The 20,691-nt window shown below is 64.9% G+C and carries 20 protein-coding genes and 1 pseudogene; 12 read left to right on the top strand and 9 right to left on the bottom strand.

Annotation, left to right across the window (positions count from 1 at the left end; all coding sequences use genetic code 11):
- Window positions 1-7 precede the first annotated feature (7 nt).
- Complete coding sequence (locus tag ACODTA_RS20880; protein ID WP_489068204.1) at window positions 8-772, bottom strand: SDR family NAD(P)-dependent oxidoreductase; 765 nt, start codon at window positions 770-772, stop codon at window positions 8-10.
- A gap of 139 nt (window positions 773-911) precedes the next feature.
- Here ACODTA_RS20880 and ACODTA_RS20875 point away from each other — a divergent pair, with 139 nt between their 5' ends.
- From ACODTA_RS20875 to ACODTA_RS20835, 9 genes and pseudogenes are all read left to right on the top strand, one after another.
- Window positions 912-2,054 carry an LLM class flavin-dependent oxidoreductase gene (locus ACODTA_RS20875; protein WP_489068202.1) on the top strand — a complete coding sequence of 381 codons (1,143 nt, stop codon included), beginning with the start codon at window positions 912-914 and terminating at the stop codon, window positions 2,052-2,054.
- A 67-nt stretch (window positions 2,055-2,121) separates the two neighbouring features.
- Window positions 2,122-3,114: a quinone oxidoreductase family protein gene (locus ACODTA_RS20870; RefSeq protein ID WP_489068200.1), complete on the top strand. Its 993-nt coding sequence runs from the start codon at window positions 2,122-2,124 to the stop codon at window positions 3,112-3,114.
- Window positions 3,101-3,457, top strand: a complete 357-nt coding sequence (locus tag ACODTA_RS20865; protein ID WP_489068198.1) for a hypothetical protein — start codon at window positions 3,101-3,103, stop codon at window positions 3,455-3,457. The genes ACODTA_RS20870 and ACODTA_RS20865 overlap by 14 nt, the downstream gene beginning before the upstream one ends.
- A complete protein-coding gene (locus ACODTA_RS20860; protein WP_489068196.1) occupies window positions 3,450-4,088 on the top strand; it encodes a Dabb family protein in 639 nt (212 codons plus the stop codon). Before ACODTA_RS20865 ends, ACODTA_RS20860 begins: the two co-directional genes overlap by 8 nt.
- A 63-nt stretch (window positions 4,089-4,151) precedes the next feature.
- Window positions 4,152-4,988, top strand: a complete 837-nt coding sequence (locus ACODTA_RS20855; RefSeq protein ID WP_489068194.1) for a helix-turn-helix domain-containing protein — start codon at window positions 4,152-4,154, stop codon at window positions 4,986-4,988.
- A gap of 101 nt (window positions 4,989-5,089) precedes the next feature.
- Window positions 5,090-6,508 carry a cytochrome P450 gene (locus ACODTA_RS20850; protein WP_489068192.1) on the top strand — a complete coding sequence of 473 codons (1,419 nt, stop codon included), beginning with the start codon at window positions 5,090-5,092 and terminating at the stop codon, window positions 6,506-6,508.
- On the top strand, window positions 6,508-6,843 hold the full coding sequence (locus ACODTA_RS20845; protein ID WP_489068190.1) for a 2Fe-2S iron-sulfur cluster-binding protein: 336 nt from the start codon (window positions 6,508-6,510) through the stop codon (window positions 6,841-6,843). The genes ACODTA_RS20850 and ACODTA_RS20845 overlap by 1 nt, the downstream gene beginning before the upstream one ends.
- A gap of 200 nt (window positions 6,844-7,043) precedes the next feature.
- Window positions 7,044-7,313: pseudogene (locus ACODTA_RS20840) on the top strand (TonB-dependent receptor); the annotation flags it as partial.
- Window positions 7,314-7,452: 139 nt separating this feature from the next.
- Complete coding sequence (locus ACODTA_RS20835) at window positions 7,453-7,980, top strand: hypothetical protein (RefSeq protein WP_489068188.1); 528 nt, start codon at window positions 7,453-7,455, stop codon at window positions 7,978-7,980.
- Between the two features lie 255 nt (window positions 7,981-8,235).
- Here ACODTA_RS20835 and ACODTA_RS20830 read toward each other — a convergent pair whose 3' ends face one another.
- The 7 genes from ACODTA_RS20830 to ACODTA_RS20800 form a co-directional block, all read right to left on the bottom strand.
- The gene (locus ACODTA_RS20830; RefSeq protein ID WP_489068186.1) at window positions 8,236-8,772 is read right to left on the bottom strand and encodes a nuclear transport factor 2 family protein; all 537 of its coding nucleotides are present in this window, start codon (window positions 8,770-8,772) and stop codon (window positions 8,236-8,238) included.
- A 76-nt stretch (window positions 8,773-8,848) separates the two neighbouring features.
- Complete coding sequence (locus ACODTA_RS20825; protein WP_489068184.1) at window positions 8,849-11,218, bottom strand: TonB-dependent receptor; 2,370 nt, start codon at window positions 11,216-11,218, stop codon at window positions 8,849-8,851.
- A gap of 110 nt (window positions 11,219-11,328) precedes the next feature.
- The gene (locus ACODTA_RS20820; RefSeq protein WP_489068182.1) at window positions 11,329-11,802 is read right to left on the bottom strand and encodes a nuclear transport factor 2 family protein; all 474 of its coding nucleotides are present in this window, start codon (window positions 11,800-11,802) and stop codon (window positions 11,329-11,331) included.
- Complete coding sequence (locus ACODTA_RS20815) at window positions 11,799-12,305, bottom strand: SRPBCC domain-containing protein (RefSeq protein WP_489068180.1); 507 nt, start codon at window positions 12,303-12,305, stop codon at window positions 11,799-11,801. Before ACODTA_RS20815 ends, ACODTA_RS20820 begins: the two co-directional genes overlap by 4 nt.
- 120 nt (window positions 12,306-12,425) lie before the next feature.
- Entirely contained in the window at window positions 12,426-13,436 is a 1,011-nt protein-coding gene (locus ACODTA_RS20810) for a flavin reductase (protein ID WP_489068178.1), read from the bottom strand.
- 76 nt (window positions 13,437-13,512) lie between these two features.
- The gene (locus ACODTA_RS20805) at window positions 13,513-14,655 is read right to left on the bottom strand and encodes a helix-turn-helix transcriptional regulator (protein ID WP_489068176.1); all 1,143 of its coding nucleotides are present in this window, start codon (window positions 14,653-14,655) and stop codon (window positions 13,513-13,515) included.
- Between the two features lie 80 nt (window positions 14,656-14,735).
- The gene (locus tag ACODTA_RS20800) at window positions 14,736-15,824 is read right to left on the bottom strand and encodes a helix-turn-helix transcriptional regulator (protein WP_489068174.1); all 1,089 of its coding nucleotides are present in this window, start codon (window positions 15,822-15,824) and stop codon (window positions 14,736-14,738) included.
- A gap of 82 nt (window positions 15,825-15,906) precedes the next feature.
- Here ACODTA_RS20800 and cysD point away from each other — a divergent pair, with 82 nt between their 5' ends.
- From cysD to ACODTA_RS20785, 3 genes are read left to right on the top strand one after another with little or no spacing between them, the layout of a single operon-like run.
- A complete protein-coding gene (gene cysD, locus ACODTA_RS20795; RefSeq protein ID WP_489068256.1) occupies window positions 15,907-16,812 on the top strand; it encodes a sulfate adenylyltransferase subunit CysD in 906 nt (301 codons plus the stop codon).
- The gene (cysN, locus tag ACODTA_RS20790; protein ID WP_489068172.1) at window positions 16,812-18,716 is read left to right on the top strand and encodes a sulfate adenylyltransferase subunit CysN; all 1,905 of its coding nucleotides are present in this window, start codon (window positions 16,812-16,814) and stop codon (window positions 18,714-18,716) included. The genes cysD and cysN overlap by 1 nt, the downstream gene beginning before the upstream one ends.
- Window positions 18,713-19,465, top strand: a complete 753-nt coding sequence (locus tag ACODTA_RS20785; RefSeq protein ID WP_489068170.1) for a 3'(2'),5'-bisphosphate nucleotidase CysQ — start codon at window positions 18,713-18,715, stop codon at window positions 19,463-19,465. Before cysN ends, ACODTA_RS20785 begins: the two co-directional genes overlap by 4 nt.
- Here ACODTA_RS20785 and ACODTA_RS20780 read toward each other — a convergent pair.
- Window positions 19,446-20,633, bottom strand: coding sequence for an acyl-CoA dehydrogenase family protein (locus ACODTA_RS20780; RefSeq protein WP_489068168.1), 1,188 nt, complete (start codon window positions 20,631-20,633; stop codon window positions 19,446-19,448). The two genes, ACODTA_RS20785 and ACODTA_RS20780, sit on opposite strands and share 20 nt — an antisense overlap.
- Window positions 20,634-20,691 lie beyond the last annotated feature (58 nt).

Below are 20,691 nucleotides of genomic sequence, written 5' to 3'. Positions count from 1 at the left end.
TCCCCTTTCACTGGGGCATCGGCGGATAACTGGCGAGATAGCCGGCATCCACGATATGCGACTGGCCGTTGATCCCGCCCGAGCGCGGGCTGGCGAGGAACAGCGCGACCTCGGCGATATGCTGGGGCAGCAGCATGCCGCCATAGGCCGGCGTCTCCAGTGCGTCGGCGGGCTGGATCGGCGGCAATTCGGTGACGCCGAGGATCGCGGTGGCGACGGGGCCGGGGCAGATCGCATTGACGCGCAACCCCTTGGCCGCGAAATCCTGCGACGCGGACCGGACGAGCCCGATCACTCCGTGCTTGGCCGCGCTATAGGCGGCGGCGACGCCGAGCCCGATCACGCCCGATGTCGAGGCGGTCACCACCGCTGCGCCGCCGCGTTCGAGCCGGGGCAGCACCGCCTGCAGGCCGAGCCACGCCCCCTTCAGGTTGATCGCGACCATCCGGTCGAAGGCGGTTTCGTCGTGCGCCTCCAGCGGCATCTGCGCATAGGCGCCGGCATTGAGAAAGGCGGCGTCGAGTCGTCCGAATGTGTCGATCGCAGCCGCGACCATCGCGGCATTGTCGGCCGCGCTCGCCACATCGACAGCGATCGCGCCCGCCTGTCCGCCCTGGTCGCGAATCCGCCCGGCGATCGCTTCCGCGCCGGCAGCGTTCATGTCGGCGACGATCACCGCGGCACCTTCCTCGGCGAAACGCAGCGCCGCCGCCGCACCGATCCCCGATGCGCCGCCCGTCACCAGTGCCACCTTGCCCGCATACATGCTCATCAGCTCCGTCTCCTTCGATCTGCTTGACCACGGGACTAGCACCGGGCTGCGGCCACGAATTGATCCAAACGGACGAGGAGGAGGGGATCGAGGTCCGCCTATGTCGGCGGCAACCGAACCGCCGAGAGGACCGAAACGCATGAAATTCTCGATCATTTACGAAGCGCAGATGGTGGATACGTCGCGTGAGAACGAGGCGCGCACTTTCCACGAGATTGTCGAGCAGTCATTGCTTGCCGAGGAAATGGGCTTCGACACCGTCTGGGCGGTCGAGCACACCGCGCTCACCCAATATGCGCATATGTCCGCGCCCGAGACTTTCCTCGCGTTTCTCGCTGGCAAGACCAGCCGGCTCGGCATCGGCCATGGCGTTGTCTGCCTGCCGCCCGCGATGAACCATCCGGTGAAGGTGGCGGAGCGCATCGCGACGCTCGATATCCTGTCGGGCGGCCGCGTCCATTTCGGCATGGGCAAGGGCGGCACCCAGCAGGAAGCCGGTACCTTCGGCTATAATCTTGCCGATCTTCAGCCGATGATCGACGAATCCATGTACCTGATCCCCAGGATCATGGTGCAGGACGAGATCGAGCATGACGGCGAATATATCCAGATCCCGTCGCGCCCGATCCATCCCAAGCCCTATCAGGATCCGCATCCGCCGCTCTATATGGCCTGCACGCGCGCCGACGCGCTGACCACCGCCGGCGCGCGCGGCATCGGCGCGCTGGTGCTGGGTTTCGCCGGGCCGGAGGATATCGCGAAGAAGAACGCGATCTATCGCGCGGCGTGGAGCAGCCGCAAGGCCGAGGATCAGGTGGGTTTCCGCCCGACCGAGCATCTGGCGGCGCTCTGCCCCGCGCTCGTCCTCGACGATCGCGAAAAGGCGCGGCGGATCGGCCTGCGCGGCCAGCGCTTCTTCGTCGAATCACTGGGCTATTGGTATCAGGGCGGGCCCAAGCCGACGGTCGAGGATCTCTCGGGCGACGAGCAGGCGGCCATCCTCCAGAAGGAGAAGGAAGCGGTCGTTGCCTATCTCTCCGAGGAGAAGATCACCATCGGTTCCGAGCATACCGGCGCCTATGAGGAGGTCGAGGATGCGTACGGCACCGCCGACGACTGCATCCGCTATGTCCAGCGGCTGTTCGATGCCGGCGCCGACGAGATCCTGTTCCTGTTCCAGATGGGCGCGGTGCCGCACGAGGTGATCATGGGGACCATTCGCAACATCGGCGAAAAGGTGATCCCGCATTTCCGCGCGCAGCAGGCGATCGCCGCGGAGTAAGCGTGTTCCCGGCTCGATGTGTCGATCGCATCGGGCCGGCCCTTGCGAGAACAACGTGGAGAGGTGCATGCGGGCAATGGTGATCGACGGGTTCGGCGGTGCGGACCGGCTGCACTGGGCCGAACTGCCCCGGCCCGAACCGGGGCCGGGCGACGTGCGGGTGCGCGTGGCCTGTGCCGGGGTCAATCCGGCCGACTGGAAGACGCGCGAAGGCAAGCTGTCCGCCTTTATCGACTATCATTTCCCCTTCGTGCTGGGCTTCGATCTGGCCGGGGTCGTCGAAGCGGTGGGAGCGGGCGTCGATGCCATGAAGCCCGGCGACCGGGTGTTCGGCATGTCCCGGCAGGGGCAGGGCCATGACGGCGCCTATGCCGAATTCTGCATCGCCGACGCCGCGATGCTGGCGCCGCTACCCGCCGGCTGGAGCTTTGCCGACGCGGCGGCGCTGCCTGTTGCGGGAACGACGGCCTATGGCGGAGTGGTCGATGCCGGTGGGCTGAAGCCGGGGCAGCGCGTGCTGATCAACGGCAGCGCGGGTGGTGTCGGCAGCATCGGCATCCAGATCGCTCGGGCGCTCGGCGCACGCGTCGCGGTTACCTGCAGTGCCGCCAATGCCGATCATGTCCTCGCGCTGGGCGCTGAAAGGGCGATCGACTATCGCGACGGCGATGTTGCGGAGGCGGTTCGCGGCTGGGCGCCCGGCGGTGTCGATCTCGTGCTCGATGCGGTCGGGCTCGATACGCTGCTTCCGCAGGCGACCGACATCGTCGCGCCGGGCGGCCGCTATGTCGAGATCGAGACATTGATGTCGCGCGCGAGCGAGGAACAGGTTTCCGCCGCGGCGGCAGCCGGTGTGCAGATCCTGTCCAACATGGTCGCGATCATGCGGATCGCCGAACATCTCCGGGGGCTCGCGGCCTTGTGCGAGGGCGGCGGCGTCAAACCCGTGCCGACGCGGCTGATGGCGCTGGGCGATGCCGTGGAAGCGCATCGTGCGATCGAAAGCGGGCATGCCCGCGGCAAGATCATATTGGAGGTCGCCGATCATGCCGGATGGTGAGCGACCGCTGATCCAGGTGATCGACGAGATCGTCGCCCGGCCGGGCGAGGGCAAGGCGCTGCTCGACGATTATCTGGCGCGTTACGCGCCCGGTGCGCGTGCGCGCGGCATGGTACTCGAACAGATACTGGTCAGTCCGCCGGTCTGGCTCGACGATCAGTCCAATACGCTCAGCTTCCGCTGGTCGCTTGCCGACGCGGCGGCATGGTGGGGGATGCGCGCGATCGGTGGCGGTGATCCCACGGTCGCTGCCTGGTGGATCGAGGCCGACGCCCGTGCGGTCAGCCGCCGACGTGTCTTCGCGTCCGATCCCGCCGATATCGCGGAACTCGGCAATGTATAAGCTGACCAGGCTGGTGACGCTGGCCGAAGCCGCGGACCGCAGACCGCCGATCGCCGAATTGCGCGCATTGGTTGCGACGCACCGGCCCTTGTATGCGCTCGTCGCGCCCACGCTGGAGGGGAGCTGGTTCGGTGGCGACCTGATCGTACATCTTCAGTTCGACAGCGCCGTCGCGCGTGCGGTATGTGATGCCGCGATCGCCGCATGGCTGGCAACGCCGGCGGTCACGTCGAGCGAGACGATATTCTATCGCGGTGCGGCCGACGGGGTGCATGCGCCCGGGCTTCGCAACGGCGTCTATCGCGTGCTGCTGCTGCGGATCGACGACGGTACCGATGCCGCGACGATCCGGCGGTTCGAGGACGAAACCCGGCAGATGCCGCGGCACATTCCGGCGATCCTCAACTGGCAGCTCAGCCGGGTCGAAAGCGCATCGGGCGCACAGCGCTGGACGCATGTTTGGGAACAGGATTTCGCCGATATCGGCGGCCTGCTGGGCCCCTATATGCTCAGCCCCTATCATTGGGCGCATATCGATCGCTGGTTCGATCCGGAATGTCCCGATCGCATCGTCGATCCGCATATCTGCCACAGCTTCTGCATCGCCGCGCAAGGCGTGTTGCCGGGTTGACGGGGCGCTTGCCCGGCGTGCGAGGCGATCTATCATCGGGCAGGAAACCAGCATGCGGCGGACATGGGCCGTCGCGCGGACCGGGGAGAGGGCGCAATGGCGGTCGCGGAGCGCGTTCACAGCCAATCGATCTATCTTGTCGACGCACTCAAGCGCGCGCTCAAGGAGCGCGGGCTCACCTATGCCGATGTCGCGATGGCGCTGGGCGTCAGCCATGCCAGCGTCAAGCGGACCTTCGCGCAACGGAGCTTCACGCTCGCCCGGATCGACGAGGTCTGCGAGCTGCTCGGCCTCAACTTCCTCGAACTCGCACGGCTTGCGGAAGAGGGGCGCCCGCCCCGGCCCGATAAGCTCAGCGATGCGCAGGAACAGGCGCTGGTCGACGAGCCTTTGGCCCTGTTCTGCTTCCATCTCGTGCTCGGCGGCTGGACGGTGGCGCGGATCGAGGCCGATTACGGGATCGACCAGAGCTTCCTGATCCCGGCCTTGCTGATGCTCGAACGCATCGGGCTGATAAAATTGCTGCCCGGCAATGTGATCCGGCTGATGACGGCGCGCAGCATCAGCTGGCGCCCGGGCGGCCCGATGCGGCGCTTCTTCGACCGGCGCGTCAAGGAGGAATTCCTCCAGCGCGACTTCTCGGTGGCGGGATCGATCTCGGAGTTCGAGATCGGTGAATTGTCCGACGCATCGCGCGCTTTGCTCGATCGCCGGCTGCACAGCCTGTTTCGCGAAGTGCGCGACCTGATCGCGCATGACGCGACGCTGCCGCCCTCGGCCAAGACCAATGTCGGCCTGCTCATCGCCTCCACGCCAATCCCGCTTCCGCTCGTCGCGCGCGACGTCAGTCACGGATCGCTGGGCACTGAAAGTCGCGCCAGGCGATCCTTCAGGGCTTAGAAAGCGAGACTTCCGCTCAAGCCTGTCGGCGGCCGCGCCGCGCCGCGCGATAGTCCCGCCATCGCCGGACATGAGCCGGCATGGAGGGAGAGGATCGGATCATGCAGGCCATCGCCATGGACCCGCCGGCGCTTCGCGGCGGCACGCCCCTTTTGGGGCATCTGACCAGTTTTTTCCGCGATCCCGTCAAGCTGCTGCGCGAGGGCTATGAAGCGCGCGGGCCGATCTATTCCTTCCGCATGGGCGGGCGGAAGATGGTGGTGATGCTGGGCCCCGACAATAACCGCTTCGTCTTCCAGGAAACCGACAAGCTGCTGTCGATCCGCGAATCCATGCCGTTTTTCCACAAGATGTTCTCGCCCGATTTCTACTCCTTCGCGGAAATGGAGGAATATCTGCGCCAGCGCGCGGTGATCATGCCGCGCTTCAAGGCATCGGCGATGAAGCAATATGTGCCGGTGATGGCGGAGGAGGTGACCGCGCTCTGCCACCGGCTGGGCGACAGCGGCGAGTTCGACCTGATCCCGACTTTGGGGCCGGTGGTGATGGACATCGCCGCGCACAGCTTCATGGGGCGCGATTTCAAGCAGAAGCTCGGCCATGAATTCTTCGATCTGTTCCGCGACTTTTCGGGCGGGATGGAATTCGTGCTGCCGCTGTGGCTGCCGACGAACAAGATGCGCCGCAGCCAGGCCGCCAAGAAGAAGCTCCACCGCATCCTCCAGGGCTGGATCGACCAGCGCCGCGCCAATCCGGTCGAGCCCGACGATTTCTTTCAGGACATGATCGCGTCGACCTATCCCGACGGCCGGCCGATCCCCGACGAACTCATCATCAACCTGGTCCTGCTGCTCGTCTGGGCGGGACATGAGACGACGGCGGGCCAAGTGAGCTGGGCGCTGATCGATATCCTCCAGAACCCTGGTTATCGCGACACGCTGCGCGACGAGATCGGCGGCATATTGGGAAGTGCCTCGGGCGCCGACCTGAGCTGGGAACAGGCGCTGGCGATGCAGAAGATGGATCTGGCCCTGCGCGAGACCGAGCGGCTCCATCCGGTCGCCTTCACGATGATCCGCAAGGCCGCCACCGATTTCGAGCGCGACGGCTACCGTATCCGCAAGGGCGACTGGATCCTGCTCGCGCCCTCGGTCAGCCACCGGATGCGCGAGGTGTTCGAACGGCCGGACGCCTATGAACCCCTTCGCTTCGACACCGAACGCGCCGATGCGAAAGTCGAATCGAACAGTCTGATCGGCTTCGGCGGCGGCATGCATCGCTGTGCGGGCGTCAATTTCGCGCGCATGGAGATGAAGGTGGTGATCGCCATCCTCCTCCAGCGTTACGACATGGAACTGATCGACGAACCGCGGCCGATCGCGGGGGCGGGCACCTATTGGCCCGATCAGCCCTGCCGTGTCCGCTATCGGCGGCGCGCCATTCCCGATCGCGCGCCTGCCGATCCCGCCGCGGTCGCGGCGGCGGCCGGGTGCCCTGCGCATGCTAAGGCGGGCGCCTGATGGCGCGCGTTACCTATGTCCAGCCCGACGGTAGCGAAAAGACCTGCACCAATTTCGAGGGCATGGCGGTCATGCACCTGGCGGTCGGCAATCTCATCGACGGCATCGACGCGCTGTGCGGTGGCGTCCGTCAATGCGGCACCTGCCATGTCTATGTCGATCTGGCCTGGGCGGATCGCGTCGGCCCGCCGGGCGAGGATGAGGCGGCGATGATCGAGGCGCTGGCTGACGCTATCGAGGTCCGGCCGACGAGTCGGCTGAGCTGCCAGATCCACATCACCGAGGAATTGGACGGGCTGCGCGTCTATGTCCCCACGGATCAGCCGGGCATCTGACGCGCGTCGGGCCGGCTAAGCCCCCATCGTACTTCGGTTTTTCGATTCTCTTGTGTTCCGATTGTGCATTTTGCGCAACAGGCGTCAATGACACTGCGTAGTGCGTATTGTTTTAATGAAAAGAATACGCATTATGCTATTTAACTGGCAAAAATGATCCGAATACGACGGAAGCCGGCGGTTCGCAGGGGAGGGCGCCTATGCATTCGAAGACCGGTTTTCGCGCGGCCGCAGCGACTTTCGCGCTCGCCGCGCCCTGGCTGGCGGCGGCCGCCCATGCGCAAACGGCGCCCGAGGCCGCGCCCGACGCGCTGGCCGATATCATCGTGACCGCGCAGAAGCGCGCGGAGAGCCTGCAGGATACGCCGCTCGCGGTGAGCGCGCTCGATGCTGAGGCGATCCAGCAGCGCGGCATCACCAATGTCGCCAATCTCGGTAGCGCGGCGCCCAATCTGGTGATCAGCGAAACCCCGTCGGCAACCGCCAATCCCTCGATCGCGATCCGCGGCATCGTCGACAATGATCCGATCCTGACCGCCGATCCTGCGGTGGGCCTTTCTGCAGGTCCAGCAGTTCCTGGCGGGCACGGGCGGTGCGGCGAGCACCACGGTGAATGCCGCGAAGGCGACCTATACGGGGATCGAGGCGGAATTGCAGGCGCTGGTCACCACCGGGCTCACCGTCGAGGCGTCGGTGGGCTACACCGATCGCAAGTACAAGAAGTTCCTGTTCGTCGATCCGGTCACCGGTGTGGTCGGCGACATTTCGGACATCGCCAAGTTCCAATATTCGGCGGCGACCACGGCCAATCTGGGCGTCCAGTATGAAACGCCGGTCGGTGATCTCGGCAAGCTCAGCGCGCGTGCCGACTGGACCTATCGCAGCAAGATCTACTGGCATCCGGTCAATCCGTTCAACGAAGAGATCGCCGACAAGGGCGCCGGGTTGCTCAGCGCGCGGCTGACGCTGTCGGAGATCGCGCTGGGCGGTTCGCAGGCCTCGATCTCGCTCTGGGGCAAGAATCTGACGAAGAAGGATTATCTGCTGTCGGGCATCGACTTCGGATCGCTGGGCTTCGCTGGCGTGATGTATGGCGATCCGCGCAGTTATGGCGTAGAGTTGGCGCTCAAATTCTGAGCCGCCACCCAGGGCAATCATGAGACGCCGGCCCGGTCACACGGGCCGGCGCTTTTGCGTTGGCGGTTATTGAAAAACAGGCCGGAGCCGTTAATGGCGCCATTCGGGTGAAAGCATATTGCAGCCTAGCACCCCGTTCGGGCTGAGCATGTCGAAGCCCTGCTTTTCTTGCGGCGCAAGGGGGGAAGGACAGGGCCTCGACACGCTCAGCCCGAACGGCGAGCGGGATCGCGCTCTATCTTGGCCCCGATCGCTTCACCCGCCCCGCTTCAGCAGCTTGAAGAAACCGTAGGACGGATCGCCAGGCCCCGGTCGTCCGATCTTCGCGCCCGCCAGGAAGGGGTGGTCGAGATCGATGATCGAGGGCGAATGGACATTGGCCCAGTCGGCGACGATCGCGCGGTGGAGGAATTTCCACGCCCCGTCGCGCTTCGCATATTTGTCGAAATAACGGCCTCCGACGAGCACGTCGATCGGCCCGTCGGGCAAACGTGCGCGGTGCAGAGCGAGCAGATAGACCTCGCCTTCCGCATAATCGCCGTCGATCGCCAGGTTGATCGTCGTCACATTGTGGTGGAGGATTTCCATATTCGCCTGGATCTCGGGCAGCTTGTCGATGAATTCCATCGCGGGGCCGGAGAACATCGCGCCGTGATCGTCGATCGCGTCCGTGTGATAGAGGCTGCGCATCTTGTCATGATCGTGCCGGTCGGCGGCGTTGCAATAGCTGGCGATGAGCTGGCGGATCTCCTCGCGGTCGAGCAGGTCCTGCAATCTGGCATCGAGCGTCATGTGTGTCTCCAGACAAAGAGAGGGCGGAGCGACGATCGTCGCTCCGCCCGAAGTTCCCAGATAGGAGCGGTGCGCTTCAGAAGCGCACGCCCAGGGTCACACCATAGGTGCGGGGATCGGGATAATAGGCGACGGTGAGGCCGCCGAAGCTCGGGCCGAAATCGATGAAGTTCTGCGGCGCCTTTTCCTTGGTCAGGTTGCGCACCCAGAGCGAGAGTTCGCCCTTGACCGCACCCAGCGGCAGATCGGCGAAAGTGCCGCGCAGATTGACGATGTTGCGCCCCGGCGAACGCGTCGTGCGTGCATTCTGGTCCGATGGATTGTTGACGCGTAGCGCGTAGGGGAAGGTGTAATAGGCGGAGACGAAATTGAGGTCGCCGACCATGTTGAAGCGCCCCCAGTCGCCCTCGACCACGCGCCAGTCGACGCCCGCAGATGCGGTATATTTGGGCGCATGCGGGAAGGCGCGATTGTTGGAGACGTCGGGGCCGCCCGGCACTTCGATGAAATTCTTGTATTTGGTGTCGAGCAGCGCGAACGAGCTGTTGAAGGTCAGCCAGTCGGCGGGGCGGATGATCGCTTCGAGTTCGATGCCGCGGATGCGCGCGGCCGCCGCGTTGCGCACGATCGACGCCGCCGATCCGGTGCCCAGGAATACCGAAAGCTGCAGATCCTTGTGCTCGTCCCAGAATGCTGCGGCGTTCAATTGCAGCGTGTTGCCGAGCAGTCGCGTCTTCACGCCGATTTCGTAGCTGTCGACCTTTTCGGGACGATAGGGTTGGCACAGTTCGAGCGCGCCTGACGGGCAGGCGGGCGTCGGCGCGGCGACGACGTTGGTCTCGCCGTTGAAGCCGCCCGATTTGAAGCCCTTCGAATAGCGTGCGTACAGGTCGACCTTGCGGCCGGCCTCGTAGCGGACGGTGAACGACGGGCTCAGATCATTATAGGTCGCGTCCGGCAGGCCGCCATAGGGCACGTTGATCAGCGTGAACTGCGGATTGGGCGCGGCCGTGATCGACAGCAGCCGCTTGATGTCCTTCTTTTCGTGATTGTAGCGCAGCCCGCCGACCAGGGTCAGCGCGTCGGTCACCGAGAAATCGACTTGCGCATAGGCGGCGAGCGCTTCGGTGTGCGATCCGTAGTTGGAAACGAAGGACTGCGCGCCGAAGAAGAAATGCTGCGGATTGTCGGTTTCCGCCTTGTCCTTGAAGTAATAGCCGCCGACGACATATTTCAGCCGGTCGTCGAACGCGGTGCCCGAAAGCTGCAATTCCTGGCTGAAGGCGCGATAGCGGCTGAAGCGTTGCGTCAGCGCGATCGCCATCGGTGAACCGTCCAGATCGATGCTGTCGGACCAGCGCAGCTTGCGATAGGCGGTGATCGACTTGAGCGTGGCGTCGCCAAGGTCGAGCGTCGCCGTCAGCGCATGGCCCCAGGTCTTGGATTTCTCGAACAGCGGATCGGCGTCGATGCTGCCGCTGCCCTGCCGTTCGCGATTGGCGAACAGGTAGAGTGGCAGGCCCGAATAGGAGGGCGAGTTCGGATCGAAGATGTCGCGCGGGTCGCCATTGCGGTTGACCTGATAGAGCTGTGCGTAATCGGGGCGCTGATTGTAGCGCGTCCAATCGAACATATAGTCGAAGGTCAGGTTGTCCGTGGGTTCGGCGCGCACCTGCACCATGGCGCTCTGGCCGTCGATATCATTGGTGCTGGTGACTGAATTCGGCCCGGAGAAGAACGCGGCCTGTGGATGGGGATTGGGGCCGATGGCGATGACGCCATTGCGCTTCTGGATCTGGCCGGCGACCTTGACCGAGAAGATGCCGAATTTGGGCAGGTCGATCGCGCCCTTCAGCTTCCAATAATCGAAATTGCCATAGGTCGCCTCGAACGATCCGCCGAACTCGCCGCTTGGCTTGCGGGTGATCAGATTGACCGCGCCGGCCAGCGTGTTGCGGCCGTAAAGCGTGCCTTGCGGACCACGCAGCACCTCGACGCGCTCGAGATCGGCGACGTCGAAGATCGAGCCCTGCGCCTTGGCGATATAGACGCCGTCCAGATAGAGGCCGACCGCCGGTTCCCAGGTGATCGCCGGGTTGATCGTCACCGACCCGCGGATCGCGATCTGCGAGATCGTCTTGTTCGACGGCGCGCGGTCGATCTTTACGTTGGGCGCGACCGAGCCGAGCCGGTCGATCGAGCTGATGTCGCGCGAGCGGAGATAGGCTTCGTCGACCGCCGAGATCGCGATCGGCACGTCCTGTACATTCTCGGCGCGCTTCTGCGCGGTGACGACGATATCGGCGATGCCGGTGCTTTCCTCTTCGGCCGGCGCGGCCTGGGCTGCGGCATCGCTGGACGCGCTCTGCGCGAACACGGGCGGGGCGCCGAGCGCGGAGATCATCGCGAACAGGCTCGCGGTCGAACGATGAACTCGGTTTCTCATGGCAAGGGATACCTCCGGATAGAAATGGCGTGAGGATGGAAATTTCGGGTTCGTGCGGACGCCGGGCCAAAGGTGGCCTGGGCGCATGGCGGAAGCGGATCGAGGCCCGCTCACGGCGCGACGCTTCCCAATATGTGGAAGGTGATCGCCGGATTGGGCTCGTTGAAGACGCGCTCGTAGATCCGCGTGTAGCGCGATCGGGCGATCTTCCAGTCGCCGTCCCGAAGCACGTAGCGGTCGACATAATTGGCGGCGCCGATCGTCGTCAGATTGTCGTCCCGCAGGCTCATCGCATAATCGACCAGCCGCCAGCGACCATCGGCGGTGCCGTCGCCATGGACGTCGATGATCGGGTGCTGGACCGCATGGCAACCGACGAATTCGGGATGGAACGCCGCCTCGATCGCGGCGAGGAACTCGGTTCGCCCGTTCGCCTGGAGGCGGTAGCTGCCGCCCTGGTAATCGGCGCTGAAATCCTCGGTCAGGATCGTTTCGAGCTGGGCGAGGTCGCAGCGGTCGATCGCTTCGCAATAGAGATATTTGACGCGCTTGATCCGCTCGATCGCGGCGAGGTCCAGGCTCATTGCCCGACCTTTCGTGCGCGATGCATCGCTTCCGCGCGCGCCTTGAGCGCCAGCGCGGTGTCGTCGAAGGCGCGCTTCACCCATGATCCGGCGAACCGCATCACATGGATGCCGTTGGGTCCCAGAAAGGCATCGGTCGACTGATATGCGCAGGCTTCGGGGCCGATCGTCTCGATGATCTGGTCGCGGCGCGCGGGATAGGGCCAGGCATCGTCATGGGGCAGCTCCCAGGACAGTAGTCGCTCGGGTTCGAACGCGCAGACATATTCGCAATTGGGAAAGGTGACGTCGGGCTCGATATAGCTTTTGAGCGTCATGTTGACCGGAGCGCCCATCGCCAGCGTCGACGTCGCGGCGATGCAGAAGGGGTTCCATTCGCCATAGCGGGGCAGGTCGATCAGGATTTCCCACACGATCGCGGCGGGCGCCGCGATCTCGACGCGGTCCGAAGCCACGATCGCGTCGGGATCGATGCGCGTCAATATCTCTTGCGTGTCGCGCATAACCCCTCCTGATCGGTGACGCATTATGTCGTAATAAATCCGCAATGGCGTCTATTTGCGTAGTGGTTTGCCGTAATCGGTTCCGGTTCGTCAAGCCCGCTTTACGCATTCCGTGATATTTTAAGGATTATGATGACGTTTTGCGGATTGGTCTGTCGTTCGCGCGGCGCCGGTCGTCCATGGGTCGGGCAAGCCGGGATCGGTGTTGCGGACCACATGTTTCAGCAGGTGCCGGAGCAGCGCGGTCTCATTCTCGTCGAACGCGCCGAGCGCATCCTCCTCGGCCGCCTTCGCGGCGGCGGAGAGTTCGAGCAATGTCCGGCGGCCGCGATCGCTGAGCCATAGTCGCGTGTCGCCTGCATCGATGGAGAGGATGCCGCGCGCCTCGAGTGATGCGATCCGTTCGGGCGTGACGTGCGCGCCGGTATAGCCGATCATCGCCTCGATCTCGGCGGCGGTGCGTCCGTCGCCGATGCCGAGCACGCTGAGGATGAAATGATCGCGCGCATCGAGCCGGTGCGCGTCGAGGCTCGCCTGCATGCGCGCATAGAGCTGGAAGTGCGCACGGCCGAGCAGATAGCCGAGGAAATTCTCGTTGAAGCTACCCGCCGGCGGTTCCGTTCCGCCGCCGGCAGTCAGCGACTGCGCCCTACGCGCGGCCAGCGCGTAGCGACCGCCATGGAACAGCAAGGGTGCGCGGTCGTGCCTCTCGAAGCCGATCACCTCGCCGACGAAGATGATGTGATCCCCGCCCTCATATTGATAGGCGGTCCGACATTCGAAGCGCGCTGAGCAGCCGGTCAGCAGCGCCACGTCCTCGCTTCCGCGCTCCAGCGCGACATCGGCGAACTTGTCGGCGCCGCTTTTGGCGAAGCGGTTGGACAGCGCTTCCTGATCGGCGGCGAGGATATGGACCGCGAAGTGCCTGGCGTCGCGGAATGTCGTCATGCTTTGCGAACCGCGCGCCAGGCTCCACAGGATCATCGGCGGGTCGAGCGAGACCGAATTGAAGCTGCTCGCGGTCAGTCCGACATCGCGTCCGTCCGCGTCGCGCGCGGTGACGATCGTCACGCCGGTCGCGAAGGATCCGAGCGCATCGCGAAAGGCCCGCGAATCGAGATTGACCGTCATGTCCTGCCGTCCCCCTTCGAGTGGACACGCGGACTCTCACGGCAAGGATGCGGGCGATACGTCCATTTGGGGGAGATCAGCCCAGCACGGCGACGCTGCGCAGGATCAGGCGGACGAGATCGGCCTGGCGGCTGACCCCGGTCTTGCTCAGGATCGTCTTGCAATAGCTGCGCACCGTATTCTCGGTCAGGTCGAGCTTGTCGGCGGCTTCGGACAGGCTGAGCCCGCCGGCGAGCAGCGCGGCGAGATGCGCTTCGGAGGGAGTCAGGTCGAAGATCTGGCTGACGAGCCGTTCCAGTGGCTGCCCGGTCTCCAGGCCGGAGACGTAGATCACGGCGGCGGGCTCGGCATCGTTCACATAGCGTGTCGGCGCTTCGATCGCGCGCACGAGTACGCCCAGTGGCCGTTCGGCATCGACATCGACGCGCAGCGCCTCGGTCGAGCTGCCGCCGTCACGACGGGCCGTGATCGCCTTTCCGACAAGCTGCTGGAGCGCGCCGTTGCTGGCCTTGCCCGCCAGCGAGAGGCGGCCTTCGGCCAGCCGGATATCCCGGCTGGACTGGAGCAGTTTGCGCGCGGCGCTGTTGGTGCGGATCACGCGTGATGCGCCGTCGAGGATGAAGGTGCAGATGGTGAGCCGGTCGAGCGCGTCGATCATGGCCTGAAGCTCGGTCTCGTCGCGGCGCAGGCGCGAGAAGAGCGTGAGCGCCTGTTCGAGATGCGGGCGCAGCGCGATCAGCACATCCTTGTCGGCTTGGGTGAAATCGTCTTCGTCGGGGCCGGCGGTGAGCCCGACATTGGCGTCCCAGCCGCCGGGTTCCGACACATACATGCCCAGTTCGTGGCCGATGCCATAGGGACGCATGATCTCCTGATAGAACCGGTTCTCCGCCAGTTCGGCCGGCGACATCACTTCGCTCAGGGTCAGGATATGGCCGGGGCGCGTCAGCGCGTTGCGTAGCGGATCGAGGTCGCCCAGTTCGGCATGGCGTTCGTTGATCCGGCGCGCCTCCGCCTCGTCGATCGGCTGCGGGCGCCCCCAGACGATCAGCGGTGGCGTGCCCTGCCGGCTCAGCCGCAACACCATGCCGGCGTTGCTGCACCGCATGCGCCGGGCCAGCGCCTCCAGGAAACCCTGGAAAGGCGTCGGTTCGAGCGGTCCCTTGTAGATGAGCGTCACCAGCTCATCGACGGGTTGAAGTGGCGTGCCGATTCGCATGTGCATCCTGCCCCGAATTTCTACCCTTGAGCCCAGGAGGTACGCCGCCTTGCCATCCCCGAATAGGGGTTTGCTCGATCTTACGCGATCGCAAGCACGCTGGTGAGGATGTTGCGGATCAACTCGGCCTGGCCGCGCGCGCCGGTCTTGGCATAGATGCGTTTCGAATAATGGCGGCCGGTTTCGAGGCTGAGGCCCAGTTCCTCGGCAGCTTCCGCGATCGAAAGCCCGCTGGTCAGCGCCCAGGCGAAGCGCGCTTCACTGGGCAGCAGGCCGAACAGTTCGGCGAGTTGTTCGCAACGGTCGGCGCGAGACCGGCGATCGCCGCTCAGATAGGCGATGGCGACGGGCATCGAGCTTGCGGAAACCGAACGGTCGTGAAGCGGCGCCAGCAGCATGTCCATCTGCGGATCGCGGCTGAGATTGATCGCCCTGGGCGGGCTGGCGGGATCGGCCGCGTACAGCTTGACCAATCCGGTCAGTTCGCGGTCGATCGCGGGATTGGCGGGGAGCAGCCGGCCATAGCGACCGCGCCGCAGCACCATCGTCCTTTCCAGCAGATGCTCGACATGTGGGGTCATGTCGATCACCCGGCATTTGGCGTCGAGCGTCAGCCAGCCGAAATTGAGCCGCCCGAACGCCTCGGACGTGACCGACGAGCGAAAGCGTTCGCGTTCCAGGGCGACGAAGGTCCGCAACGCGATACGCAGATGCGGCACCAGCGCGCTCAGCACCGCGCCCTGCGCAGCGCCGAGCGCGGGTCCGCCCGCGCAACCCAGCCACGCCTCAACCCCGCTGGGCTCGCTGACGCGCACCGAGCGGAGATTGGTCATCCCCTGCGGCAGCATCAATTCTTCCTTGAAGCCGCGATGGACCGGGTCATCGGGATCGATCAGCTCGTCCAGCGCATAGACGCGCCCTTCGCGCATATGGCGGTAGGCCAGCGGATCGCGGACATATTTCTCGACGAACAGCGTGCGCAGATGGGCGGGTGGCGTGCGCCCGGCGAACAGCTCGACAACGGTATCCTCGTCGATCGTCCGAAAGATCAGCGTCGTATAGGAAGCGCGAGTGCGGACACGCAGCCTCTCGAGGAAATCATGCCATAATGGCTGCTGGAACATGCCCTCGTGAAGGGCTTCGAGCAGGGTGTCGTCGTTCCAGCGCATGGCCGAATGTATATCCTCCCATATGGGAGGTTCAATGCCTCGTGAATCCTGCCAGATCGGCATCGACAGGAGAGGCGAGGCGATGGATCGCGGGACACTGACCCATATAGAGCGGCTAGAGGCCGAGAGCATTCACATCATGCGGGAGGTGGTATCGGAGGTCGAGAGGCCTGTGATGCTGTACTCGGTGGGCAAGGACAGCGCGGTGATGCTGCACCTGGCGCGCAAGGCGTTTTATCCGAGCCCGCCGCCGTTTCCGCTGCTGCATGTCGATACGACGTGGAAGTTCCAGGAGATGTACAAGCTGCGCGACCGGATGGCGGTGGAGAGCGGCATGGAGCTGCTGGTCTATCGCAATCCGGAGGCGCTGGAGCGGGGGATCAATCCGTTCGACCATGGCTCGCTGCACACCGACATGTGGAAGACGGAAGGGCTGAAGCAGGCGCTGGACCTGCACGGTTTCGACGCGGCGTTCGGTGGCGCGCGTCGCGACGAGGAGAAGAGCCGCGCCAAGGAGCGGGTGTTCAGCTTCCGCTCGGCCAATCACCGCTGGGATCCCAAGAACCAGCGGCCGGAGCTGTGGCGGCTGTACAATGCGAAGAAGGCGAAGGGCGAGAGCATCCGGGTGTTCCCGATCTCGAACTGGACCGAGCTCGATATCTGGCAGTACATCCATCTGGAGAATATCCCGATCGTGCCGCTCTATTTCTCGGCGAAGCGCCCGACGGTGGAGCGCGACGGCCTGCTGCTGATGGTGGACGACGATCGTTTCCCGCTGCGCGAGGGCGAGGTGCCGGTGGAGCGCTCGATCCGCTTCCGCACATTGGGCTGCTATCCGCTGACGGGTGCGGTCGAGAGCGAGGCGGCGACCTTGCCGCAGGTCATCCAGGAGATGCTGCTGACGACGACATCGGAGCGCCAGGGTCGCGCGATCGATCATGACCAGTCGGCGAGCATGGAGAAGAAGAAGCAGGAGGGGTATTTCTGATGACCAATCCTTCCTCCTACCAGGCCGAGGCGCTGATCGCCGAGGATATCGACGCCTATCTGGAGGCGCACCAGCACAAGAGCCTGTTGCGCTTCATCACCTGCGGTTCGGTCGACGACGGCAAGTCGACGCTGATCGGGCGGCTGCTCTACGACAGCAAGATGATCTTCGAGGATCAGCTGGCAGCACTGGAGGCGGACAGCAAGCGCGTCGGTACCCAGGGCCAGGAGATCGATTTCGCGCTGCTCGTCGACGGGCTTGCCGCCGAGCGCGAACAGGGCATCACCATCGATGTCGCCTATCGCTTCTTCTCGACCGAGAAGCGCAAGTTCATCGTCGCCGACACGCCGGGGCATGAACAATATACGCGCAACATGGTGACGGGCGCGTCGACCGCCGATCTCGCGGTGATCCTGATCGACGCGCGCAAGGGCGTCCTCACCCAGACGCGGCGCCACTCCTATCTCGCGCACCTGATCGGCATTCGCCACATCGTGCTGGCGGTGAACAAGATGGATCTGGTCGGTTACGACCGGCTGCGCTTCGATGCGATCGTCGAGGATTATCGCTGCTTCGCGCACAGCATCGGCATCGAGAGCTTCGTCGCCATGCCGATCTCGGGCTTCAAGGGCGACAACATCACCGCGCTGTCGGACAACACCCCCTGGTACAAGGGCCCCACATTGATGGGGCATCTGGAAACGGTGGAGGTCGATGCCACCGCCGATCAGGCGCGGCCTTTCCGGATGCCGGTGCAATGGGTCAACCGCCCCAATCTCGACTTCCGGGGCTTTTCCGGGCTGATCGCGGCGGGCACTGTCCGCCCGGGCGACGCGGTGCGGATCATCCCCTCGGGCAAGACCTCGCGCATCGCGCGGATCGTCACGCTTGACGGCGACCTGGAGCAGGCGGTCGCCGGCCAGTCGGTGACGCTGACCTTGACCGACGAGGTCGACTGCTCGCGCGGCGACGTGATCGCCATCGCCGAAGCGCCGCCCCAGGCGGCGGACCAGTTCGAGGCGACGATCGTGTGGATGGCGGACGAGGCGATGCTGCCGGGCCGCTCCTATTGGCTGAAGGCAGGCACGCAGACCGTGTCGGCCAGCGTGCAGGCGCCCAAATACCAGGTCAACGTCAACACGCTCGAGCAGCTCGCGGCCAGGACGCTCGAGCTCAACGCGATCGGCGTCGCCAATCTCTCGACCGACAAGCCGATCGTGTTCGAGCCCTATGCCGACAGCCGCGACCTCGGTGGCTTCATCCTCATCGACAAGATGACCAACGCCACCGTCGCCGCCGGCATGATCCACTTCGCTCTCAGGCGCGCCGAAAACGTCCATTGGCAGGCCGTCGACATCACGCGGGACGATCACGCGAACCTCAAGAACCAGAAGGCAGCGATACTCTGGTTCACAGGACTTTCGGGCGCCGGCAAATCGACCATCGCCAATCTGGTGCAGAAGCGGCTCCACCGGATGAACCGGCATACTTGCCTTCTCGACGGCGACAATGTGCGCCACGGATTGAATCGGGATCTCGGCTTCACCGATGCCGATCGGGTGGAGAATATCCGCCGCGTCGGCGAGGTCGCGAAACTGATGGCCGATTGCGGGCTGATCGTGATCACCGCGTTCATCTCACCCTTCCGGGCGGAGCGGCGGATGGTGCGCGACATGATGGCCGCCGGCGAGTTCGTCGAGGTGCATATCGACACGCCGCTGGCGGAGGCGGAGGCGCGCGACGTGAAGGGCCTTTACAAAAAGGCGCGATCCGGCGCGCTCAAGAACTTCACGGGGATCGACAGTCCCTATGAAGCGCCTGAAAATCCCGAGATCCGCATCGATACCACGCTGATTTCCGCCGAGGACGCCGCCGAAGAGATCGTGAAAAGGCTGATATTATGAGCACTGCACTGGCCGAGATGAACGACGCGGCGCTGGCCGCGCATCTGGCGCATCATGCCGGCGTGATCCTGAAGGCCGTGCGCGCTTCGGGGCTGTTTGGTCCCAAGGCTCTCGGCAAGGCTGGAGACCAGACGGCGAACCAGTTCCTCTGCCATGCGCTGCGCGCGGCGCGGCCGGACGACGGGCTGCTTTCGGAAGAGGAGAAGGACAGGCCGGACCGGCTCGACCGGCGCCGGGTGTGGATCGTCGATCCCATCGACGGCACGCGTGAATATGGCGAGGATCGCGCCGACTGGGCGGTGCATGTCGGGCTGGCGATCGATGGTGTCGCGGCCGTCGGCGCGGTGGCGCTGCCGGGCATCGACATGGTGCTGCGTTCGGACGCGCCTTTGACGGTCCCGCCCGCCCCGCCGATTCCGCGCATGGTGGTCAGCCGCACGCGCCCGGCGGCGGAGGCGGTGGCGGTTGCCGAACGGCTGGGCGCTACGCTCGTGCCGATGGGATCGGCGGGTGCCAAGGCGATGGCGATCGTGCGCGGGGAGGCCGATATCTACCTGCATAGCGGCGGCCAATATGAATGGGATTCGGCGGCGCCGGCGGCGGTCGCGCAGGCGCATGGTCTCCATTGCTCGCGGATCGACGGTTCCCCGCTCGCCTACAACCGGCAGGACAGCTATCTGCCCGATCTGCTGATCTGCCGGAAGGAACATGCGGAACCGATACTCGGCATCATCGCCGAACTCGGCTGAGCGGCGGATCCGCTTTATGGTCGCGCTTGATCTTCTTGGCGAGCGACCATTTATGGACCTCGGTCGGGCCGTCATAGATTCGGAAAGCGCGGATCTCGCGGAACACCTGTTCGACGATCGTATCGCCCGAGACGCCGGTGCCGCCCATCACCTGGACGCAGCGATCGGCGACGCGCATCAGCGCTTCGGACACCGCGACCTTGGCCATCGAGCTTTCGACGGTGCCCAGCGCGCCGGTATCGAGCACGCTCGCGCACCAGTCGATCATCAGTTCGGCCTGTTTCAGCTCGATCAGGTTTTCCGCCAGCATGAAGCCGACGCCTTCATGGTCGATCAGCGGCTTGCCGAAGGCATGGCGGGTACAGGCATAGGCGGTCGCGATCTCGTTGGCGCGCGTCGCCGCGCCGTGCCAGCGCATGCAATGCGTCAGCCGTGCCGGCGCGAGCCGCACCTGCGCATATTTGAAGCCCTCTCCGCTGGCGCCCAGCATCTGATCGGCGGGCACGCGCAGATTGTCGATGGTGATCACCGAATGGCCGCCCGGCATCGAACTGTCGATCGTGTCGAGCACGCGATCGATGCGGATCGCCGGATCGGGCAGTTCGACCAGGAACATGCACGCTCCCTCCTCAGCCTTCGCCATGACGATGCCGACGCCGGCACCGTCCGCGCCGGTGATGAAGGTCTTGCGCCCGTCGATCACCCAATGATTGCCATCGGGCCGGCAGGTCGTGCGCATCATCGAGGGGTCGGAACCCGCGCCGCCTTCGCTCGCCGGTTCGGTCATGAAGAAGGCGGAGCGCACCTCGCCTGAAATCAGCGGATCGAGAAAACGCTTCTTCTGCTCGGGGCTGGCGACCTTGCCGAGAAGATACATATTACCCTCGTCGGGCGCCATGGTGTTGAGCGCCACGGGCCCGAGCGGCGACAGGCCAGACGCCTTGAGCACGGTCGCGGTTTCGGCATGGCTCAGATGGTCGCCACCGGACAGGATATGCGGCGTCATCACGCCCGCTGCGCGCGCCTTTTCCCGAAGTTCGCGGACCAGGTCCGCCGACGGGCCATGCTGGCCGCAGCGCGGGTCGCGTTCATAGGTCGCAACCACGTCGCGCACGAACGCTTCCACCCTGGCGGCAATCTCCTTCGCGCGATCCGTTGCTGCCGTCATATTCTCGCCTCCCCATCCCATGCCGAATCCCATCGGGGGGGCCGTACCTCAGAAAGTG

It is taken from the genome of Sphingomonas sp. FG14 (assembly GCF_057809675.1).
The sequence above is the reverse complement of the archived record's forward strand: the minus strand, read 5'-3'. Positions and strand labels throughout refer to the sequence as shown.

Coding starts and splice junctions, on each gene's coding strand:
- cysD (WP_489068256.1), top strand. CDS start 15,907: ATGGATCGCGGGACACTGACCCATATAGAGCGGCTAGAGGCCGAGAGC.
- ACODTA_RS20850 (WP_489068192.1), top strand. CDS start 5,090: ATGCAGGCCATCGCCATGGACCCGCCGGCGCTTCGCGGCGGCACGCCC.
- ACODTA_RS20830 (WP_489068186.1), bottom strand. CDS start 8,772: ATGACGCTCGATGCCAGATTGCAGGACCTGCTCGACCGCGAGGAGATC.
- ACODTA_RS20825 (WP_489068184.1), bottom strand. CDS start 11,218: ATGAGAAACCGAGTTCATCGTTCGACCGCGAGCCTGTTCGCGATGATC.
- ACODTA_RS20780 (WP_489068168.1), bottom strand. CDS start 20,633: ATGACGGCAGCAACGGATCGCGCGAAGGAGATTGCCGCCAGGGTGGAA.
- ACODTA_RS20800 (WP_489068174.1), bottom strand. CDS start 15,824: ATGCGCTGGAACGACGACACCCTGCTCGAAGCCCTTCACGAGGGCATG.
- ACODTA_RS20860 (WP_489068196.1), top strand. CDS start 3,450: ATGTATAAGCTGACCAGGCTGGTGACGCTGGCCGAAGCCGCGGACCGC.
- ACODTA_RS20845 (WP_489068190.1), top strand. CDS start 6,508: ATGGCGCGCGTTACCTATGTCCAGCCCGACGGTAGCGAAAAGACCTGC.
- ACODTA_RS20855 (WP_489068194.1), top strand. CDS start 4,152: ATGGGCCGTCGCGCGGACCGGGGAGAGGGCGCAATGGCGGTCGCGGAG.
- ACODTA_RS20880 (WP_489068204.1), bottom strand. CDS start 772: ATGAGCATGTATGCGGGCAAGGTGGCACTGGTGACGGGCGGCGCATCG.
- ACODTA_RS20870 (WP_489068200.1), top strand. CDS start 2,122: ATGCGGGCAATGGTGATCGACGGGTTCGGCGGTGCGGACCGGCTGCAC.
- ACODTA_RS20785 (WP_489068170.1), top strand. CDS start 18,713: ATGAGCACTGCACTGGCCGAGATGAACGACGCGGCGCTGGCCGCGCAT.
- cysN (WP_489068172.1), top strand. CDS start 16,812: ATGACCAATCCTTCCTCCTACCAGGCCGAGGCGCTGATCGCCGAGGAT.
- ACODTA_RS20820 (WP_489068182.1), bottom strand. CDS start 11,802: ATGAGCCTGGACCTCGCCGCGATCGAGCGGATCAAGCGCGTCAAATAT.
- ACODTA_RS20865 (WP_489068198.1), top strand. CDS start 3,101: ATGCCGGATGGTGAGCGACCGCTGATCCAGGTGATCGACGAGATCGTC.
- ACODTA_RS20875 (WP_489068202.1), top strand. CDS start 912: ATGAAATTCTCGATCATTTACGAAGCGCAGATGGTGGATACGTCGCGT.
- ACODTA_RS20805 (WP_489068176.1), bottom strand. CDS start 14,655: ATGCGAATCGGCACGCCACTTCAACCCGTCGATGAGCTGGTGACGCTC.
- ACODTA_RS20810 (WP_489068178.1), bottom strand. CDS start 13,436: ATGACGGTCAATCTCGATTCGCGGGCCTTTCGCGATGCGCTCGGATCC.
- ACODTA_RS20815 (WP_489068180.1), bottom strand. CDS start 12,305: ATGCGCGACACGCAAGAGATATTGACGCGCATCGATCCCGACGCGATC.